The sequence below is a fragment of the Tardiphaga sp. 866_E4_N1_4 genome (assembly GCF_052076075.1).
In the GTDB taxonomy this organism is placed as follows: Bacteria; Pseudomonadota; Alphaproteobacteria; order Rhizobiales; family Xanthobacteraceae; genus Tardiphaga; species Tardiphaga robiniae.
In genome coordinates this window covers 1174489-1188830 of sequence record NZ_CP197242.1, presented here as the reverse complement: position 1 = coordinate 1188830, position 14342 = coordinate 1174489, and the positions used below count along the sequence as shown (strand labels likewise).

Sequence of the window (14342 nt, the reverse complement as noted above, 5' to 3'; positions counted from 1 at the left end):
GCGGACAACCTGAAAAACAACAAGAAAAGTTTTGAAATGACCCGACCACATGTTGTGACCGCCATTGTTGTCGCTGCCACCCTTGCAAGTTCCATCACGGGAAGTGCAGCGCAGGCGCAGATCTGGTCGTGGCGGAAGTTGCCGGACCAGCGCGGCGAATTCGTACGTCTATGCTCGCCGCATATGGTCGGGCGCTGGGCGCATCCGGAAGAGGTGTGCGGTTGCCTGCATGATCATGCCGTGGCAACGGTGGAAGACGTCGATTTGCGCGAGGCACTGCTGCGGGGCATTAGCGAGCGCGGCGTGCCTACCATCGAGAAGGACTGGATCCCGGCATCCAAGCAGTCGATGATCAGCGCGACCTTCACGCAGATCGCGAAGCCGACCCTGCAATGCATGTATGATCCGGCGCCGCTGGATTGAACCACTCAGTTAGTTCGCGTGATCTTTTTGCGCTGCGTCGTCGCGCCAAAATGATCGCGGATTTCTGTCTTTCCCTCTCGTCATCCCGTTACTGCCGATGATAGCGTTTTGCTACACCACCGTTAGGTGGGTGGATTCGCTATTAATTGAATTGGTGGGAACCGAGGGATTTTTTATGCGATTTGTTTCGATCGGCTTGACGTGTGTCTCGATATTTCTGACCGGCGCGGCGTTGGCTGCAGATGCCAGCACCCAGGACACCAACAAGAAAACCGTCGTTGAATTCTATGAGAAGGGCCTCAACCAGAAAGACTTCGAGGCGGCGTCCAAATATTTCGGTCCGCGTTATGTTCAGCACAATCCCAACGCGGCTGATGGTGTCGAGGGCTTCAAAGGCTTTATCGGTTTCCTGCGGGAGAAATTCCCGGACTCGCATAGCGAGATCAAGCAGGTCTTCGCCGACGGCGACTATGTGATCCTGCATGTGCATGCCGTGCGCGAAAAGGGCACGCGCGGTAACGCGATCATCGACATCTTCAAGCTTGAGAACGGCAAGATCGTCGAACATTGGGATGCCGTTCAGCCGATCCCGGAAAAATCCGCTAACACCAACGGCATGTTCTGATGGATATGGCGCAGCCCCAGCGTGACGATCGATTGAAAGGCAAGGTCGCCATTATCACCGGTGCGGGTTCCCGCGGCGATGGCATTGGCAACGGACGTGCCGCAGCGGTGTTGTTGGCGCGGCATGGCGCGCGCGTCGCGTTGGTCGACACCGACGTAGACGCTGCCGAAGAAACCGCGCGATTGATCGCTGTGGAGGGCGGCATCACGCAGATCTATGACGGCGATGTCAGTGATCGCGCGTCATGCGAGGCGATCGTCGAACGCACCGTCGAAGGCTTTGGCCGTCTTGATATCCTCGTCAACAATGTTGGCCTCACCGGGCCGCGCGGCGACGCCATCGAGGTCGACGACCGCGCCTGGGACGGCGCCATGCGTATCAACGTTGCCTCAATGATGCTGATGGCGAAGTATGCGATTCCGGAAATGATGAAATCCGGCGGCGGCTCGATCATCAACCTGACGTCGATCGCCGGCCTGCGTGGTGGCCACCCGAGCTTGTTGTATCCAACGTCGAAATCGGCGGTGATCGGCCTCACCAGAGCGATGGCGGCACATCACGGCCGCGACGGCATTCGCGTCAACTGCATCGCGCCCGGCACGGTCTATACGCCGATGGTGGCGTCGCGTGGCATGAGCGATGAGATGCGCAAGGCGCGCGCAGCGGGCACACTGCTGGGCACCGAAGGGACCGGCTGGGATATCGGCTATGGTGTTCTGTTTCTTGCCAGCGACGAGGCGCGCTGGATCACAGGGATTACGCTAGCGATCGATGGCGGTGCGAGTGTGGGCCAGACCGGTTCACCGGTGCCGCCAAGCGAGCCACTGCGGCATTGATGAGCATGTCTTGGACTAGCGCGTCTTGGTACCCGCGCGGGGAACGCATTTGCGAACACGCGTCACACCGGACGTGGTCAGCGTCGTGCCGGACACTTCCTTGATCTGGCCGGTGGGGCAAGAGCCGTCATCGACCAGAATGCGTTGGCCGAGGCGGACATCAACAATGTCCTGTTCGCGGTTGACCTGATCGATCGCCAGCGCCGGCGTCGCTAACGCAAGCGAAGCCAGAATTCCTGATAGCCAAATTGCCGAGCGCATTGTGCGACCTTTATTACTTGTTCTGGATCTTGAGGCCGTCGGGGCCGACATTGATCTGCAGCCCGCTGGGTTCTTTCTTGGTCTGGTAGAGATTGTAGCCGAGCACGCCGATGCCGACGATCAGCGCGCCGATGATCAGGTAGAGCACGTTGCGATTGCCGGACATGAGGTCTCCGTTGGGGGCAGATCTGCCTGCTGGGCATTTTGTCTGCCTGGATTGTAGGGATGCGCATCCGATTCTAGAAGCGCAGCGGTTGCCGGCATTGAGTGCCAGCCAGCCTCAAGTTTTAGCCCCCCACGCGGGTTCCACGCGTCTTTGCTGCAGGCTTGCGGTGGGCGCGCAAACTCGCCGCTGAGGCTTTCGCCAGTCTTTCCGCCGATGTGACAAGCTCACGAATGGGATGGCCGGCGAAGCCGAGCACGAAGCCCGGCGCAGGGCGGGCGCGCAGATAGGTGTCAGCCAGCAACCAGCCCTCGACGCCGGCTGCAGCCTTGGCCTTTGCGGCGATCTCAAGCGACGTCGCGGGCGCGAACTTCGCCACCAGATGCAGGCCCTGTGACGGCACCGGCACGGTCAGTTGCCCGTCCGACCCATCTGTCAACGTCGTCGCCAGAGCGTCGCGCGCCTCGCGATAGGTGTTCCGCATCTTGCGCAGGTTGGCTGCGAAGGCGCCGGAGTTCAGCATGTCGGCGACCGCGCCTTCCATCAATGTGCCGGGAAAGCGGTCCATCGCCGCGCGCGCCGTCGTGACCGGGCCAATCAGGCGTTCGGGCAGGGCGCAGTAGCCGATGCGCAGACCGGGAAACAGAGTCTTGGCAAACGTGCCCATATAGATCACGCGTTGCAGGTGATCGATGCCGGCGAGCGACAGCAACGGCGCGCCGTCATAGCGAAACTCGCTGTCGTAATCGTCTTCGAATATCCATGCGCCGGCGTCCTTCGCCCAGTCGAGCAATTCAAGACGCCGCGGCATCGCCATTTGCACGCCGAGTGGAAATTGATGCGAGGGCGTGACATAGGCCGCGCGCGCAGATGGCGCCGTGGCACGGCCCCTGGCGACGATCAGGCCGAAGTCATCGACCGGCACCGACACCGGCCGGGCGCCGCAATGTTCGATCGATTTTCGTGCGGCGGGGTAACCGGGGTCCTCGCACCAGATCTGTTCGCCTGGCTTGAGAATGGCTGACAGCACGATGCGCAGCCCGTGCTGTGTGCCCGATGTCAGCATGATCTGATCGGGATCGCAGCGCAGCCCGCGCGCTGACAGAAGATGATTGGCGATGGCGGTGCGTAGTTCATGACTGCCGCGGGGATCGCCGTAGTGCAGATGCTCGGCGCCGAAAGCGCGCAGGCGGCGGCCGGCGAAAGCGCGAAAACGGCGCAGCGCCTGCTCGTCGATATCGGTACAGCCGAGAGCGAGCGTGCCCCGCTGCGGCGCGTCGATGGCGATGGCCTTGGCTGGCTTGCTGTTGGTCCGCGTCGGAATCCGCGCGGCGACGAAAGTGCCGGAGCCGACGCGTGCGACGGCAAAGCCATCGGCGATCAGACGCTCATAGGCATTGGTGACCGCATTGCGTTGAAAGCCGGTTTGCTTTGCAAGGATGCGCGACGGCGGCAGTGCTGCGCCGGGCTTGGCGACGCCGCCGGTGATGGCATGGCACAGCGCCTGATAGAGCCGATCCTGCGAGGACGATCCTTCGGTGATATGTGCGCCCGTGAGATCGAGCGGTAGCTCGGGTTTCGGAATTGGCTTCGCCAAATTGGTCGGAATTTTTCGCATGGAATTGGCACTATCGCAGACCAAATGCGGCGGTACAACACATTCGAACACTTCCAATTGACGGGGGATTGCCGTGACTACAGCCGAACTGAAGACCGCTGAACCGACGAACGCAGACATCGCGTCATATCCGCTCACGGCGCGCAATCGCGTGAAGCGACGCCATGACCGCGGCTTCTACGACCACGAGACCGTGCATAAAATTCTGGACGCATCGATGATGTGCCATGTGTCCTACGTGATCGACGGGCAACCCTATTGCACGCCGACCTTCTTCTGGCGCGAAGGCACGAAACTGTACTGGCACGGCAGTAGCGCGAGCCGCATGCTGAAGAACCAGACCGCGCAGCAACGCGTCTGTCTCACGGTGGCCTTTCTCGACAGCCTTGTGCTGGCACGTTGCGGCTTCAATCATTCAGCGGACTACCGCGCGGTGATGGCATTCGGAAACGCTTATCTCGTCACCGATCCCCACGAGAAGGAGCAGGCTGGCATCGCGATGGTCGACCGTTTCTTTCCGGATCGTACGGCCAGTCTGCGCGAGACCACGGCACAGGAGATGAAGGCGACGTCCTTTATCGCCATGGAGATCGAGGAGGCGTCGGCAAAAATTCGCGCCAAGGGCGTGGCTGACGATGACGAGGATTACGAACTGCCGATCTATGCCGAGCGCATTCCGGTGAGGACGGTGATCGGTGCGCCGGAGCCGTGTCCGCGGTTGTTGCCCGGCATCGAACGGCCTGCATCCTTGCAAGCATATTCGGAAGGCCGGCTGCTCGAAGATGCGCTGACGGATGCCTATTTTCTGCAGTACCCGAAGGGGTAAGGGGCGAGCATCTCAGGATGACGGCGTCGGTGCTCGTGCCGGTTACGGCCACAGCGCCGCGACGATCGCGTCGAGTCCGTCCGTCAACGCTGCTGGTCCTGGCTGCAGGATCAGCGGCGATTTGATCTCATAGATGCGATTGTCGCGCACGGCAGGAATCGTGTTCCAGCCCGGTCGCTGCCGGATTTTATCGGGCACGACTTTCTTGCCGCACCACGAGGCGAGGATCACATCGGGGGCCGTGGCAATCACATCGGCTGGCATGACGATGCGATCCTTCGCTGCCTTCTGATGTCGAAGCTGCGGAAAAGTGTCTTCGCCGCCGGCGATCTCGATCAGTTCGGACACCCAGCCGATCCCGGTAATCAGCGGATCATCCCATTCCTCGAAATAGACGCGCGGCTTGTTCTGCCGCAAGTTTGCCGCAGCATTGACGCTGGAAAGTCGCAGCTCCAAGCGCGCTGCGAGCTGATTTGCGCGTTCGCTGGCGTCCACCATCGCGCCGAGCGTGCGGATCATCGCCAGAATGCCGGCGATGTCGCGCTGGTTGAATACATGAACGGCGACGCCGGCGCGCGTCAGGTCTGCGGCGATTTCAGCCTGCAGATCGGAGAAGCACAGCACAAGGTTAGGATCGAGTGCGAGGATCTTCGGCACATCGGCTGAGATGAACGCGGACACCCGCGGCTTCTCGCGCCGCACCTGCGGCGGCCGCACCGCATAGCCGGAAACGCCGACAATGCGATCCTGCTCGCCGAGTAGATACAGCGTCTCCACGGTCTCTTCCGTAAGGCAGACGATCCGGCGTGGCGGGAAGTGGCGCATGACGTCGATATGCCTGTTAACAAAGAGCTTGTCACGGCAGGGTGTTGTGTCGTGAAATTTCATCAAGCCCGCACGACGATAGGCGAGACAGGTTGCAGGGAGACGATGCCAGCATGACGCCACTCGACAAGATTCACAGCCTCGCGATGCCGTTTTCCGTCTCGATGGGTGTGACCTTTACCGACGCCGACCTGGAACGCGTCGTTGCCACAATGCTGGTGCGCGAGGACCTGTGCACACTCGGCCATACGATCCATGGCGGCGCGGTGATGGCGCTCGCCGACGCGGTTGGTGCGGCGGCGACGGTCATCAATCTGCCGGAAGGCGCCAAGGGAACGACGACCATCGAGAGTAAGACCAATTTCACAGGCGGGGCGAAAGCAGGAAGCATCGTGCGCGCGATCGCAACGCCGGTTCACCGGGGGCGCAGAACGCAGGTATGGCAGACCCGAATCGAGACCGAAGAGGGCAAGCTGGTCGGCGTCGTGACGCAGACCCAACTGGTGCTGTAAGGCGGTGGTATGTCGCGCTTAAGGTTTTGTTAATGCTGGATAATTGCATAGCTCACCTGCAGTGGTCGCTGGCAGGTGCGGCATCTGCGCCCTTGTATTTTATGGTGCGTCGCACAATATAGGACGTCTAGGGAATCGACGCTTTCCTCGAGGGCAACTTGAGGATTTTGACCATGTTAGACGCAGCTACCACCATTGCCATTTCGACACGCGCTCCGGCCCGCGGACATGTGCGTGTCCTTGCAGCCCGCGAGCTGCCGCTGTTCCGCGATCATCTCTTGAGATTGGACCGCGAAAGCCGCCGCGATCGTTTCAACGGTTCGCTCGACGACGAATGGGTCGCACGTTACGCCGAGAAGTCCGTCAATACCGGCACCGTCATTCTCGTTTACTTCGAGGATGGCGTCGTACGCGGCGCCGCTGAACTGCATCAGGCCGACCTGTCGCCGGACTCGCTGCCCGAGATCGCCTTCAGCGTTGAATCGATCGTGCGCCGCAAGGGCGTTGGCAGCATCCTGTTCACCAAGCTGATCGCCAAGGCGCGGTCGATGGGCTACGCGAGGCTGCGTATTACCACCGGCGCGCAGAACGATGCGATGCGCGCACTGGCCAACAAGTTCGGTGCGCACCTGTCGTTCCGGCACGGTGAATCCACGGGAGTTATAGACCTGCGCGATCCCATGGGCGCAGGTGTCGCGCCGCAGCCCAAGATCTCGGCGCTCGATGTGGCGCGCGCGGTGGCCGACTATAACCGGGCTTACTGGGGTCTGTGGTTGAAGCTCGCCGGCTGGGGCAAATCGTCCTGAGCCAAGAAACTATCGCGACAAAGAAAAAGGCCTCGTGGTGAACGAGGCCTTTTTTGCGACTGCGGGGAGGGCTGTGAGCGCCCTCAAAATCAGATGCGCTTGTCGTTACCGAATTTGCGCGTCACGCGACGTTCCACGACCACCGAACGCTGAGCACCTTGCTCGCCTGCGATGACGCGGGTGACGCGTAGCGTGCCAGTCGAACGATTGGCCTTCTTCACTTCAGCCTGCACGGCGTCGAACGGCATGCCCATCAGCGAGGCGGCGATCTCCGCCTGCTGATCGAGATCCTCGGTGATACCCATCGCGGCGAAGATCGCTTCTTCCAGGGTCGGGGGATCGCGCCGTACGCGCCGCGTTCCATATTTCGTGTTCCAGTCTTCGCTCATCGCTCGCCTCAGTGTTGATTTGCGATACCTAAGCGAGCAGTTGTTGCATTGCAATATGGAATTACCGCGACAAAGCAGCCATGCAAACTTGTTCTCGGAAAACGAGAAAGAGTTTGGTCAGTAGCTTTACGACAAAGCGGATAGCGGGGCGGTATCCCGTTGGGGTTGCGGCCAGCGTTTCAGCGCCGCGTGGCCGGCATCGGTGAGCGCGTAGGTGCCGCGCGCGGGACTTTCGAACCAGCCATAGACGTTGCGATGCAGGATCTTCTGCGCGTCCGGATAATCAGGCGTGAGCTCGCGCACCTTGCGCGGACCGACGACAAGCATCGCAGCGCAGGCCAGCGCCTGCTGGCGATAGGCCGTCATGATCGGCGCGCGCGTGCTGCCGCCAAGGGCAGGATCGCCTTGACGTTTCTTGTGTTCGGTAATGAGGCGTGAACGCTTCTTCGGATTGCGCCGCGGCGCAACTGTGGCAGGCGCGACGAGAACCTCGACACCGCCGGCTTCGGTAATTCCGAGCATGCCGAAACCGAGTCTGCGGCACAGGTTGCGGTAGCGCGCATCGCTTTCGCGCCCCTTGCCGCGGATGGAGAGCTTGGCCGCCACCCAGACTTCATCGCTAGCGCTAGCGCGATCGACGGCCTGCAGGATCAATTCGAGATTGAAGCTGAGCTTGAGCTCGCCAATCACGACGATCGGCGGATCATCACCATTCAGCGCCACGAGATCGCAGCCTGATATCTCACCTTTGACTGTAAAGCCAAGGCCTTCAAGGAAGTGTTTCACCGGAAGGTAGAGCGAGGTTTCCAAATCGAACGTCCAAGCCGAGGTCCATGAGACGATGCGCCGCTGCAACCGCGACTCACCGGCCGAGTTTATCCGGGTTGGCCCGCGGCGACACCCGAGGCGCCTTATCCCTGTGCGATCGGAGACCCGCGGTGAAGACCCTTCTGGAAATGTCGGACAGCTTTCGTCTGTTGCCGCATCTGATCGCCATGTCGATCGCCTATGTTCTGGCGCTGCCCATCGGCTGGAATCGTGAGCGCGCCGAGCGCAGCGCCGGGCTGCGCACCTTTCCGCTGGTCGCGCTCGCCACTTGCGGCATCGTCCAGGCGACCGAGGGGTTTCTGAACGGTCATCCCGAAGGCACAGCGCGCATCATCGAAGGTCTGATGACCGGCATGGGGTTTATCGGCGGCGGCGCCATTTTGAAAGACAACGGCTCGGTGCGTGGTACCGCCACTGCAGCCAGTCTGTGGGCAACCGGCGCAACTGGCGCTGCCGTGGGCCTCGGCGCCTATGACGTGGCGGTCGTCATCTCGCTGTTCACCTTCCTGACTCTTTGGCTCCTGGTACCTTTCAAGCAGGAGGGGCCAAAGACGGAAGAGGACGTTAAAAAGTCTCCCAGCGAAATTTGAGCGACAAAATACCGGTGCTGGCGCAATTCTGTGAGGGTTAACCTCAATTCGCCCGATTTCGCCGGCACATGGCAGCAATGATTGGCCTTTTGCTGCGAAGCAGCGTAAAGATCCGTCGATCCCGATACGCACCGGACTCCTGGACCCGACGTGACCGCCAACTGAAGGGCGGCAGATTCGTTTCCGTTTGGTCCCAAGTATTGATCCCGTGGATCTCAATGAGTCCGACCGCGACGCGGTCCGCTGCAACCAAGGTTTACATCTGTGTCATTTCTCTCGACTGGTCCGTCGCTCGCCCGCGCGTTGGCTGAGCGCAACTACAATGAATCCACCCCCGTCCAGGCCGCCGTCCTCGCTGACGATGCTGTCGGTCGTGATCTTCTCGTGTCTGCGCAGACTGGCTCCGGCAAGACCGTCGCTTATGGTCTGGCGATCGCCGAAAATCTGCTCGAAGGCGCGGAGAAGCTGCCGAAGGCTGGATCGCCGCTGGCGCTGATCGTCGCACCGACGCGCGAACTCGCGCTGCAGGTGCATGGCGAGCTGACCTGGCTCTATCAATATGCCGGCGCACGCGTCGTTTCCTGCGTGGGCGGTATGGATCCGCGCAAGGAGCAGCGCGAGTTGGCCGCAGGCGCGCACATCGTTGTCGGTACGCCCGGGCGTCTCTGCGACCATCTGCGTCGCAACCGCCTCGACGTCTCCGAACTGAAGGCCGTGGTGCTCGATGAAGCCGACGAAATGCTCGACATGGGCTTTCGCGAGGACATGGAGTTCATCCTCAAGACCACGCCGGCATCCCGCCGTACGCTGCTGTTCTCGGCGACGCTGCCGCGCGGCATCGCCAATCTCGCCAAGCAGTATCAGCAGCAGGCCTTCCGCGTCGAAGTCGCAGGCACCGAAGGCGGTCACTCCGACATCGAATATCGCGCGATCCGGATTTCGCCGAACGACGTCGAACATGCGGTCGTCAACGTGCTCCGCTATTTTGAATCGCCGAGCAGCATTGTGTTCTGCAACACCCGCAACGCGGTGAACCATCTGCAGACCGTCCTGCTGGAGCGCGGCTTCTCGGTCGTCGCTCTCTCGGGCGAACTGTCCCAGAACGAGCGCACTCACGCGCTGCAGGCGCTGCGCGATGGTCGCGCACGCGTTTGCGTCGCTACCGACGTGGCTGCGCGCGGTATCGATCTTCCTAATCTCGGCCTCGTCATTCACTCCGATCTGCCGAACGATCCCGAAGTGATGCAGCATCGTTCGGGTCGTACTGGCCGTGCCGGCCGCAAGGGCGTCAGTGTTCTCTTGGTGCCACCATCGCGCCGTCGCCGCGCCGAGATGCTGCTCAATCTCGCTGGCACGGATGCCGTCTGGGGATCAGCGCCGACCGTCGAGGAAATCCGTGTGCTCGATCAGCAGCGCATGCTGCAGGATACGTTGTTCACTGAAGAGTCCACCGAGGACGATCTGACGCTGGCGCGCGCGATGCTCGCCGAGCGTTCGGCCGAGGAGATCGCAGCGGCGCTGGCGCGGCTGTATCGCTCGCGTCTGCCGTCGCCGGAAGATGTGCAGGATCCCGGCACGTTCCGCGGTCGCGAGGATCGCCCCGGCAGCCGTCGCCGGGACGAAGAAGGCGCTCCGGTCCGCAAGACCCCGAAGAAGAGCGAACCGATGGGCGAGGGCGCCAAGTGGTTCCGCGTCGCCATCGGCCGGCAGAAGAATGCCGAAGCGCGTTGGTTGCTGCCGATGATCTGCCGTCGCGGCGGCATCGAGAAGGCCGATATCGGCGCGATCAAGATCTATGACGGCAATTCGGAATTCGAGATTTCGGCAGCCGCGGCTGAGAAGTTCGCGACCATGATCAAGCGTCCGGACAAGGAAGACAATATCCACATCGAGCCGCTAGCTAACGGTCCGGAAGGCGCGGTCGCATCGAGCCGCACGGCGCCGGAAGATCGCGACTATTCCAACAAGCGCCCGCGCAAGCCCAGCTTCAGATCCGATGGCGACCGTCCGGACTTCAAGGACAAGGGTGCCTATAAGGAGAAGTCCTGGAAGGACAAGCCGAAGAGCGACAAGCCTTACCAGGGCGACAAGCCGCGCTACGAGGGCAAACCGCGTTTCGACGACAAGCCGAAGTATGAAGGCAAGCCCAAGTTCGACGGCAAGCCGAAATACGATCCGGTGCGCGCCGACAAGCCGGCTTATGCAAAGCCCCGCGGCGAAGACACGCGTTACGAAGGCAAGCCGAAGTTCGAAAAGAAACCACGCGCTGACAAGCCGCCCTACGTCGCCAAGGCCAAGCGCGATGGCGGTGCGCCAGCTGCCAAGCCGGCTTTCGGCAAGAAGAAAAAGATCTGGGGCAACGCCGGGTAGTCTGGGCCCCGACCTCATGGTGAGGAGCGCGCTACTTTAGCGCGCGTCTCGAACCATGAGTTGGTGATATGCAATCATCCTTCGAGACGCGGCCAAGCGGCCGCTCCTCAGGATGAGGGCGGAGCGTGGGACAAATAGTGGCTAAACCCGTCCGCTTACCGGCAGCAGCGCGCCGGTCAACGCACTCGCCGCATCGCTCGCCAGGAACAGGATCACGCTGGCGAGTTCGTCCGGCGTGACCCACTTTGAAAAATCGGCATTGGGCATATCGCGGCGGTTCGCGGCTGTGTCGATCGTCGACGGCAATACGGCATTGACCGTGACCTTGCCCTTCAGCTCGGCGGCGAGCGTTTCCGTCAGCCGATGCACGCCAGCCTTCGAGGCGGCGTAAGGCCCCATGCCGGCGCCGGCCTGTAGCGCACCCATCGCACCGATATTGATGATCCGTCCGGCCTTCGACGACGTCAGATGCGGGATTGCCGCGCGCGAGGCATTGAGAGCCGTGAGCAAGTTGAGCCGATGCATCGTCTCCCAGCTCTTGTTGTTACCGTCGGCAATATTCTCGAAGGTGAATGCGCCGGCGATATTGATCAGCACGTCGATCTTGCCCAATTGTTTGACCACTGCAGCGATGACGGCGTCGGCTTGCGCGGCATCGGAGAGGTCGACGCCGCCGATCTGCAAGCGATCTGGCGTTGAGGCCGGCGTCTTGGCGGAATGGTCGATGGCGGCAATGGTTGCACCGCTCTTAACGGCGCGTTCGAGCACGACCTGACCCAGCGCACCGGACGCTCCGGTGATGACGACGATCTTTCCGTTCATGGGGAACTCCTGTTACGCGCGATGATCCTGCCCGGAATTGGCCTTGGGTAATAGCCACAGATAGATCGCGCCGGCAGCGAGCGCCATGCCGGCCATTAGGCCGGTCATCACCAGCGCTGGATGTCCGAACGGTTCGAACACCGCGATCATGGCGCTGGCGAAGGCGCCCATGACCATCTGCAGACATCGCATCACGCCGGCTGCCGCACCTGCCACATGCGGCAGGTTCTGCAAGGCTTCGTGGTTGGTGCTCGGTGCAAGCAGGCCGAAGGAAAAGATCGTGAGCGCCATCAGCGGCATCAACGACAGCGTCGTGATGGCGCCGGCAGGCACCAAAGCGACGGCTGCAACGGCGCTCGCGATCATCAGCAACAGACCGGCCATGATGATCTTGCGTGAGGCCACATGGCGGCGGCTTAGGCTCCCGCTGATCAGCGACGCAACCAGCACGCCGCAGGAGGTCAACCCGAACAGCAGCGCAAACATCGTGGTGGAGAGCCCGAGGCTGCCGATCAGCACGGATGGCGCGCCCGAGATGAAGGCGAACATGCAGGCGAAGGCGAAGGCGTAGAGCAGGGAGAAGCCGACGAAGACGCGATCGGACAGCACCATGCGATAGCTCTCGATCAATTGCTTAGGGTTGAGCGAACGGCGTTTCTCGACCGGCTGGGATTCGTCGAGGCTGATGGCGCCGACGATCAGCAGGACAAGTCCGACGGCGGCCTGCGTAGCATAGATGGTTCGCCAGTCGCTGACGGTCATCACCCAGCCGCCCAGCACGGGCGCGATCATCGGCGCGATGCCGAGGACCGCCGCGATCTGCGACAGCTTGTGGCGCGCCGTGCCGTGTTCGAACAGGTCGCGCACGATGGCGAAGGGCAGGATGGCGCAGGCGCCTGCGGCGAGACCTTGCAGCAGTCGAAACGCGAGGAGCACGGTGAAGGACGGCGCGAGCGCGCAGGCGCCGGCGGCGATCGAGAACAGCAGCAGCCCGTCGAGCAAGGTTGCGCGGCGCCCGAAGCGGTCAGCCAAGGGACCGCAGATCAGCGGCGAGATCGCAAAGCCCGCCAGGAACAGGCTGAGCGTCAGCGGCCCGCGTCCTGCGGCGTCGGCGAAACTCGCCTCGATCGCCGGAAGGCCCGGCAATCCCATGTCGATCGAAAGCGGTGGCAATGCTGTCAATGTGCCCAGAAAGGCGGTGAAGGCGAAGCTGTCGCGCCTGAGGGCCAAAATCGATTCCTTGAAAATGCGAAAAAGTGTTTATGCGGTCGCGGCGCTATTCTGCCGGACTGATTTGCGCCGGCAAGATCCGGCGGTCAATGAGACGGCTCAGCGTGAGCCCAAGCCCGACCATGGCAACGAGCGCTGCGAGCAGCGGAAGCTGCGCGTAGTGCATGCCGGCATTCAGCGCGACGCCGCCGATCCATGCGCCGGTGGCGTTGCCGAGATTGAACGCGCCCTGGTTCAGGGTCGAAGCGAGGTTCGGCGCGTCCGTGGCCGCATCGACCACCCAAATCTGCAGCGGCGAGACCAGCGCGAAGGCGATACCGCCCCACAGGATCAGCAGCACCAGGGTCGGAAGCGTCATGTGCACCACAAGCGCAAGTGCGCCGAGCACGATGACGAGACAGATGAATGCACCGATGATGGTCGTGAGTAGGTTGCGGTCGGCGAGGCGGCCGCCGATCAGATTGCCGATGGTGAGACCGACGCCGATCGCTAGCAGTGCGCCGGTCACGGCATGCGGCGTGAGGCCGGTGACCTCTTCAAGCAGCGGCGTGATGTAGGTGAAGAAGCTGAACATGCTGACTGAAGCCATGGTCGAGATCAGCATCGGCAGCAGCACCGGCCAGCGGCCCAAGGCGCGAAACTCTTTCGCCAGTCCGCCGCGTGTGCCCGGCATGCCCGATGAAACGAAGCGGGCGATCGCGAGAAAAGCGATGATGCCGATCACCACGACCGCCCAGAACGCGGCACGCCATCCGGCAGCCTTTCCCAGAGCTGTGCCGAATGGCACACCGAGCACATTGGCCAGCGTAAGGCCGGCGAACATCAACGACACCGCTTGCGTGCGCTGCTCACGTGGCACCAGATTGCTGGCAACGACGGCGCCAATTCCGAAGAACGCGCCATGGGCAAAGGCAGTGACCACGCGCGCGGTCATCAGCAGCCAGTAATCCGGCGCGAGGGCGCAGCCGAGATTACCGATCGCGAACAGCGCCATCAGAGCCAGGAGAGCAGTCTTGCGCGGGATGCCTGCGGTCGCCATTGCCACGATGGGTGCGCCGATCACGACGCCCAATGCATAACCCGACACGAGATAGCCGGCTTGCGGGATGGTCACCGACAGACTGCGCGCGACGTCGGGCAGCAGGCCCATGATGACGAACTCGGTCGTGCCGATGCCGAAAGATGCCGCAGCCAATGCGAGAATAGGAAGGGATAGTC

17 protein-coding genes are annotated in these 14342 nt (G+C 62.0%); 8 read left to right on the top strand and 9 right to left on the bottom strand.

The annotated features are described in order from the left end of the window. The first annotated feature begins 36 nt into the window (after positions 1-36). The 3 genes from AB8B20_RS05980 to AB8B20_RS05970 all read left to right on the top strand — a co-directional run bounded on the left by AB8B20_RS05980 (position 37) and on the right by AB8B20_RS05970 (position 1884). On the top strand, positions 37-423 hold the full coding sequence (locus AB8B20_RS05980) for a hypothetical protein (protein WP_439071976.1): 387 nt from the start codon (positions 37-39) through the stop codon (positions 421-423). 175 nt (positions 424-598) lie between these two features. Beyond that, positions 599-1048 carry a nuclear transport factor 2 family protein gene (locus AB8B20_RS05975; RefSeq protein WP_093758327.1) on the top strand — a complete coding sequence of 150 codons (450 nt, stop codon included), beginning with the start codon at positions 599-601 and terminating at the stop codon, positions 1046-1048. Beyond that, entirely contained in the window at positions 1048-1884 is an 837-nt protein-coding gene (locus AB8B20_RS05970; protein WP_244558278.1) for an SDR family NAD(P)-dependent oxidoreductase, read from the top strand. Before AB8B20_RS05975 ends, AB8B20_RS05970 begins: the two co-directional genes overlap by 1 nt. A 15-nt stretch (positions 1885-1899) precedes the next feature. Here the strand turns inward: AB8B20_RS05970 and AB8B20_RS05965 are convergent, their stop codons facing one another. The 3 genes from AB8B20_RS05965 to pdxR form a co-directional block, all read right to left on the bottom strand. Beyond that, the gene (locus tag AB8B20_RS05965) at positions 1900-2145 is read right to left on the bottom strand and encodes a DUF6719 family protein (RefSeq protein WP_089263984.1); all 246 of its coding nucleotides are present in this window, start codon (positions 2143-2145) and stop codon (positions 1900-1902) included. Positions 2146-2158: 13 nt separating this feature from the next. Further along, a complete protein-coding gene (locus AB8B20_RS05960; RefSeq protein WP_165826841.1) occupies positions 2159-2311 on the bottom strand; it encodes a hypothetical protein in 153 nt (50 codons plus the stop codon). A gap of 121 nt (positions 2312-2432) precedes the next feature. Then, positions 2433-3926: a MocR-like pyridoxine biosynthesis transcription factor PdxR gene (pdxR, locus tag AB8B20_RS05955; RefSeq protein WP_439071975.1), complete on the bottom strand. Its 1494-nt coding sequence runs from the start codon at positions 3924-3926 to the stop codon at positions 2433-2435. Between the two features lie 118 nt (positions 3927-4044). On the opposite strand from pdxR, the gene AB8B20_RS05950 reads away from it, so the two are divergent. Beyond that, on the top strand, positions 4045-4752 hold the full coding sequence (locus AB8B20_RS05950) for a pyridoxamine 5'-phosphate oxidase family protein (RefSeq protein WP_439073037.1): 708 nt from the start codon (positions 4045-4047) through the stop codon (positions 4750-4752). A 42-nt stretch (positions 4753-4794) separates the two neighbouring features. On the opposite strand, the gene AB8B20_RS05945 is transcribed toward AB8B20_RS05950, so the two are convergent. After that, positions 4795-5577 (bottom strand): cobalamin-binding protein, encoded by a 783-nt coding sequence (locus AB8B20_RS05945; RefSeq protein ID WP_439071974.1) that lies wholly within the window; start codon positions 5575-5577, stop codon positions 4795-4797. A 113-nt stretch (positions 5578-5690) separates the two neighbouring features. On the opposite strand from AB8B20_RS05945, the gene AB8B20_RS05940 reads away from it, so the two are divergent. Further along, entirely contained in the window at positions 5691-6089 is a 399-nt protein-coding gene (locus tag AB8B20_RS05940) for a PaaI family thioesterase (protein ID WP_439071973.1), read from the top strand. Between the two features lie 173 nt (positions 6090-6262). Next, the gene (locus AB8B20_RS05935) at positions 6263-6895 is read left to right on the top strand and encodes a GNAT family N-acetyltransferase (protein ID WP_439071972.1); all 633 of its coding nucleotides are present in this window, start codon (positions 6263-6265) and stop codon (positions 6893-6895) included. A gap of 89 nt (positions 6896-6984) precedes the next feature. On the opposite strand, the gene AB8B20_RS05930 is transcribed toward AB8B20_RS05935, so the two are convergent. After that, the gene (locus AB8B20_RS05930; RefSeq protein WP_089263988.1) at positions 6985-7284 is read right to left on the bottom strand and encodes a hypothetical protein; all 300 of its coding nucleotides are present in this window, start codon (positions 7282-7284) and stop codon (positions 6985-6987) included. 126 nt (positions 7285-7410) lie between these two features. Beyond that, complete coding sequence (locus AB8B20_RS05925) at positions 7411-8094, bottom strand: DUF2161 domain-containing phosphodiesterase (RefSeq protein WP_439071971.1); 684 nt, start codon at positions 8092-8094, stop codon at positions 7411-7413. A 128-nt stretch (positions 8095-8222) separates the two neighbouring features. Between AB8B20_RS05925 and AB8B20_RS05920 the strand changes: the two genes are divergently transcribed. Next, the gene (locus AB8B20_RS05920) at positions 8223-8702 is read left to right on the top strand and encodes an MgtC/SapB family protein (protein WP_439071970.1); all 480 of its coding nucleotides are present in this window, start codon (positions 8223-8225) and stop codon (positions 8700-8702) included. Positions 8703-8966: 264 nt separating this feature from the next. Then, a complete protein-coding gene (locus AB8B20_RS05915) occupies positions 8967-11072 on the top strand; it encodes a DEAD/DEAH box helicase (protein WP_439071969.1) in 2106 nt (701 codons plus the stop codon). A gap of 141 nt (positions 11073-11213) precedes the next feature. On the opposite strand, the gene fabG is transcribed toward AB8B20_RS05915, so the two are convergent. Genes fabG through AB8B20_RS05900 form a run of 3 tightly spaced genes read right to left on the bottom strand, consistent with a single transcriptional unit; the run spans position 11214 to position 14319 of the window. Continuing rightward, entirely contained in the window at positions 11214-11894 is a 681-nt protein-coding gene (fabG, locus tag AB8B20_RS05910; protein WP_439071968.1) for a 3-oxoacyl-ACP reductase FabG, read from the bottom strand. A 12-nt stretch (positions 11895-11906) separates the two neighbouring features. After that, entirely contained in the window at positions 11907-13124 is a 1218-nt protein-coding gene (locus AB8B20_RS05905) for a multidrug effflux MFS transporter (RefSeq protein WP_439071967.1), read from the bottom strand. 46 nt (positions 13125-13170) lie between these two features. After that, positions 13171-14319 carry an MFS transporter gene (locus AB8B20_RS05900; protein WP_439071966.1) on the bottom strand — a complete coding sequence of 383 codons (1149 nt, stop codon included), beginning with the start codon at positions 14317-14319 and terminating at the stop codon, positions 13171-13173. Positions 14320-14342: the final 23 nt, after the last annotated feature.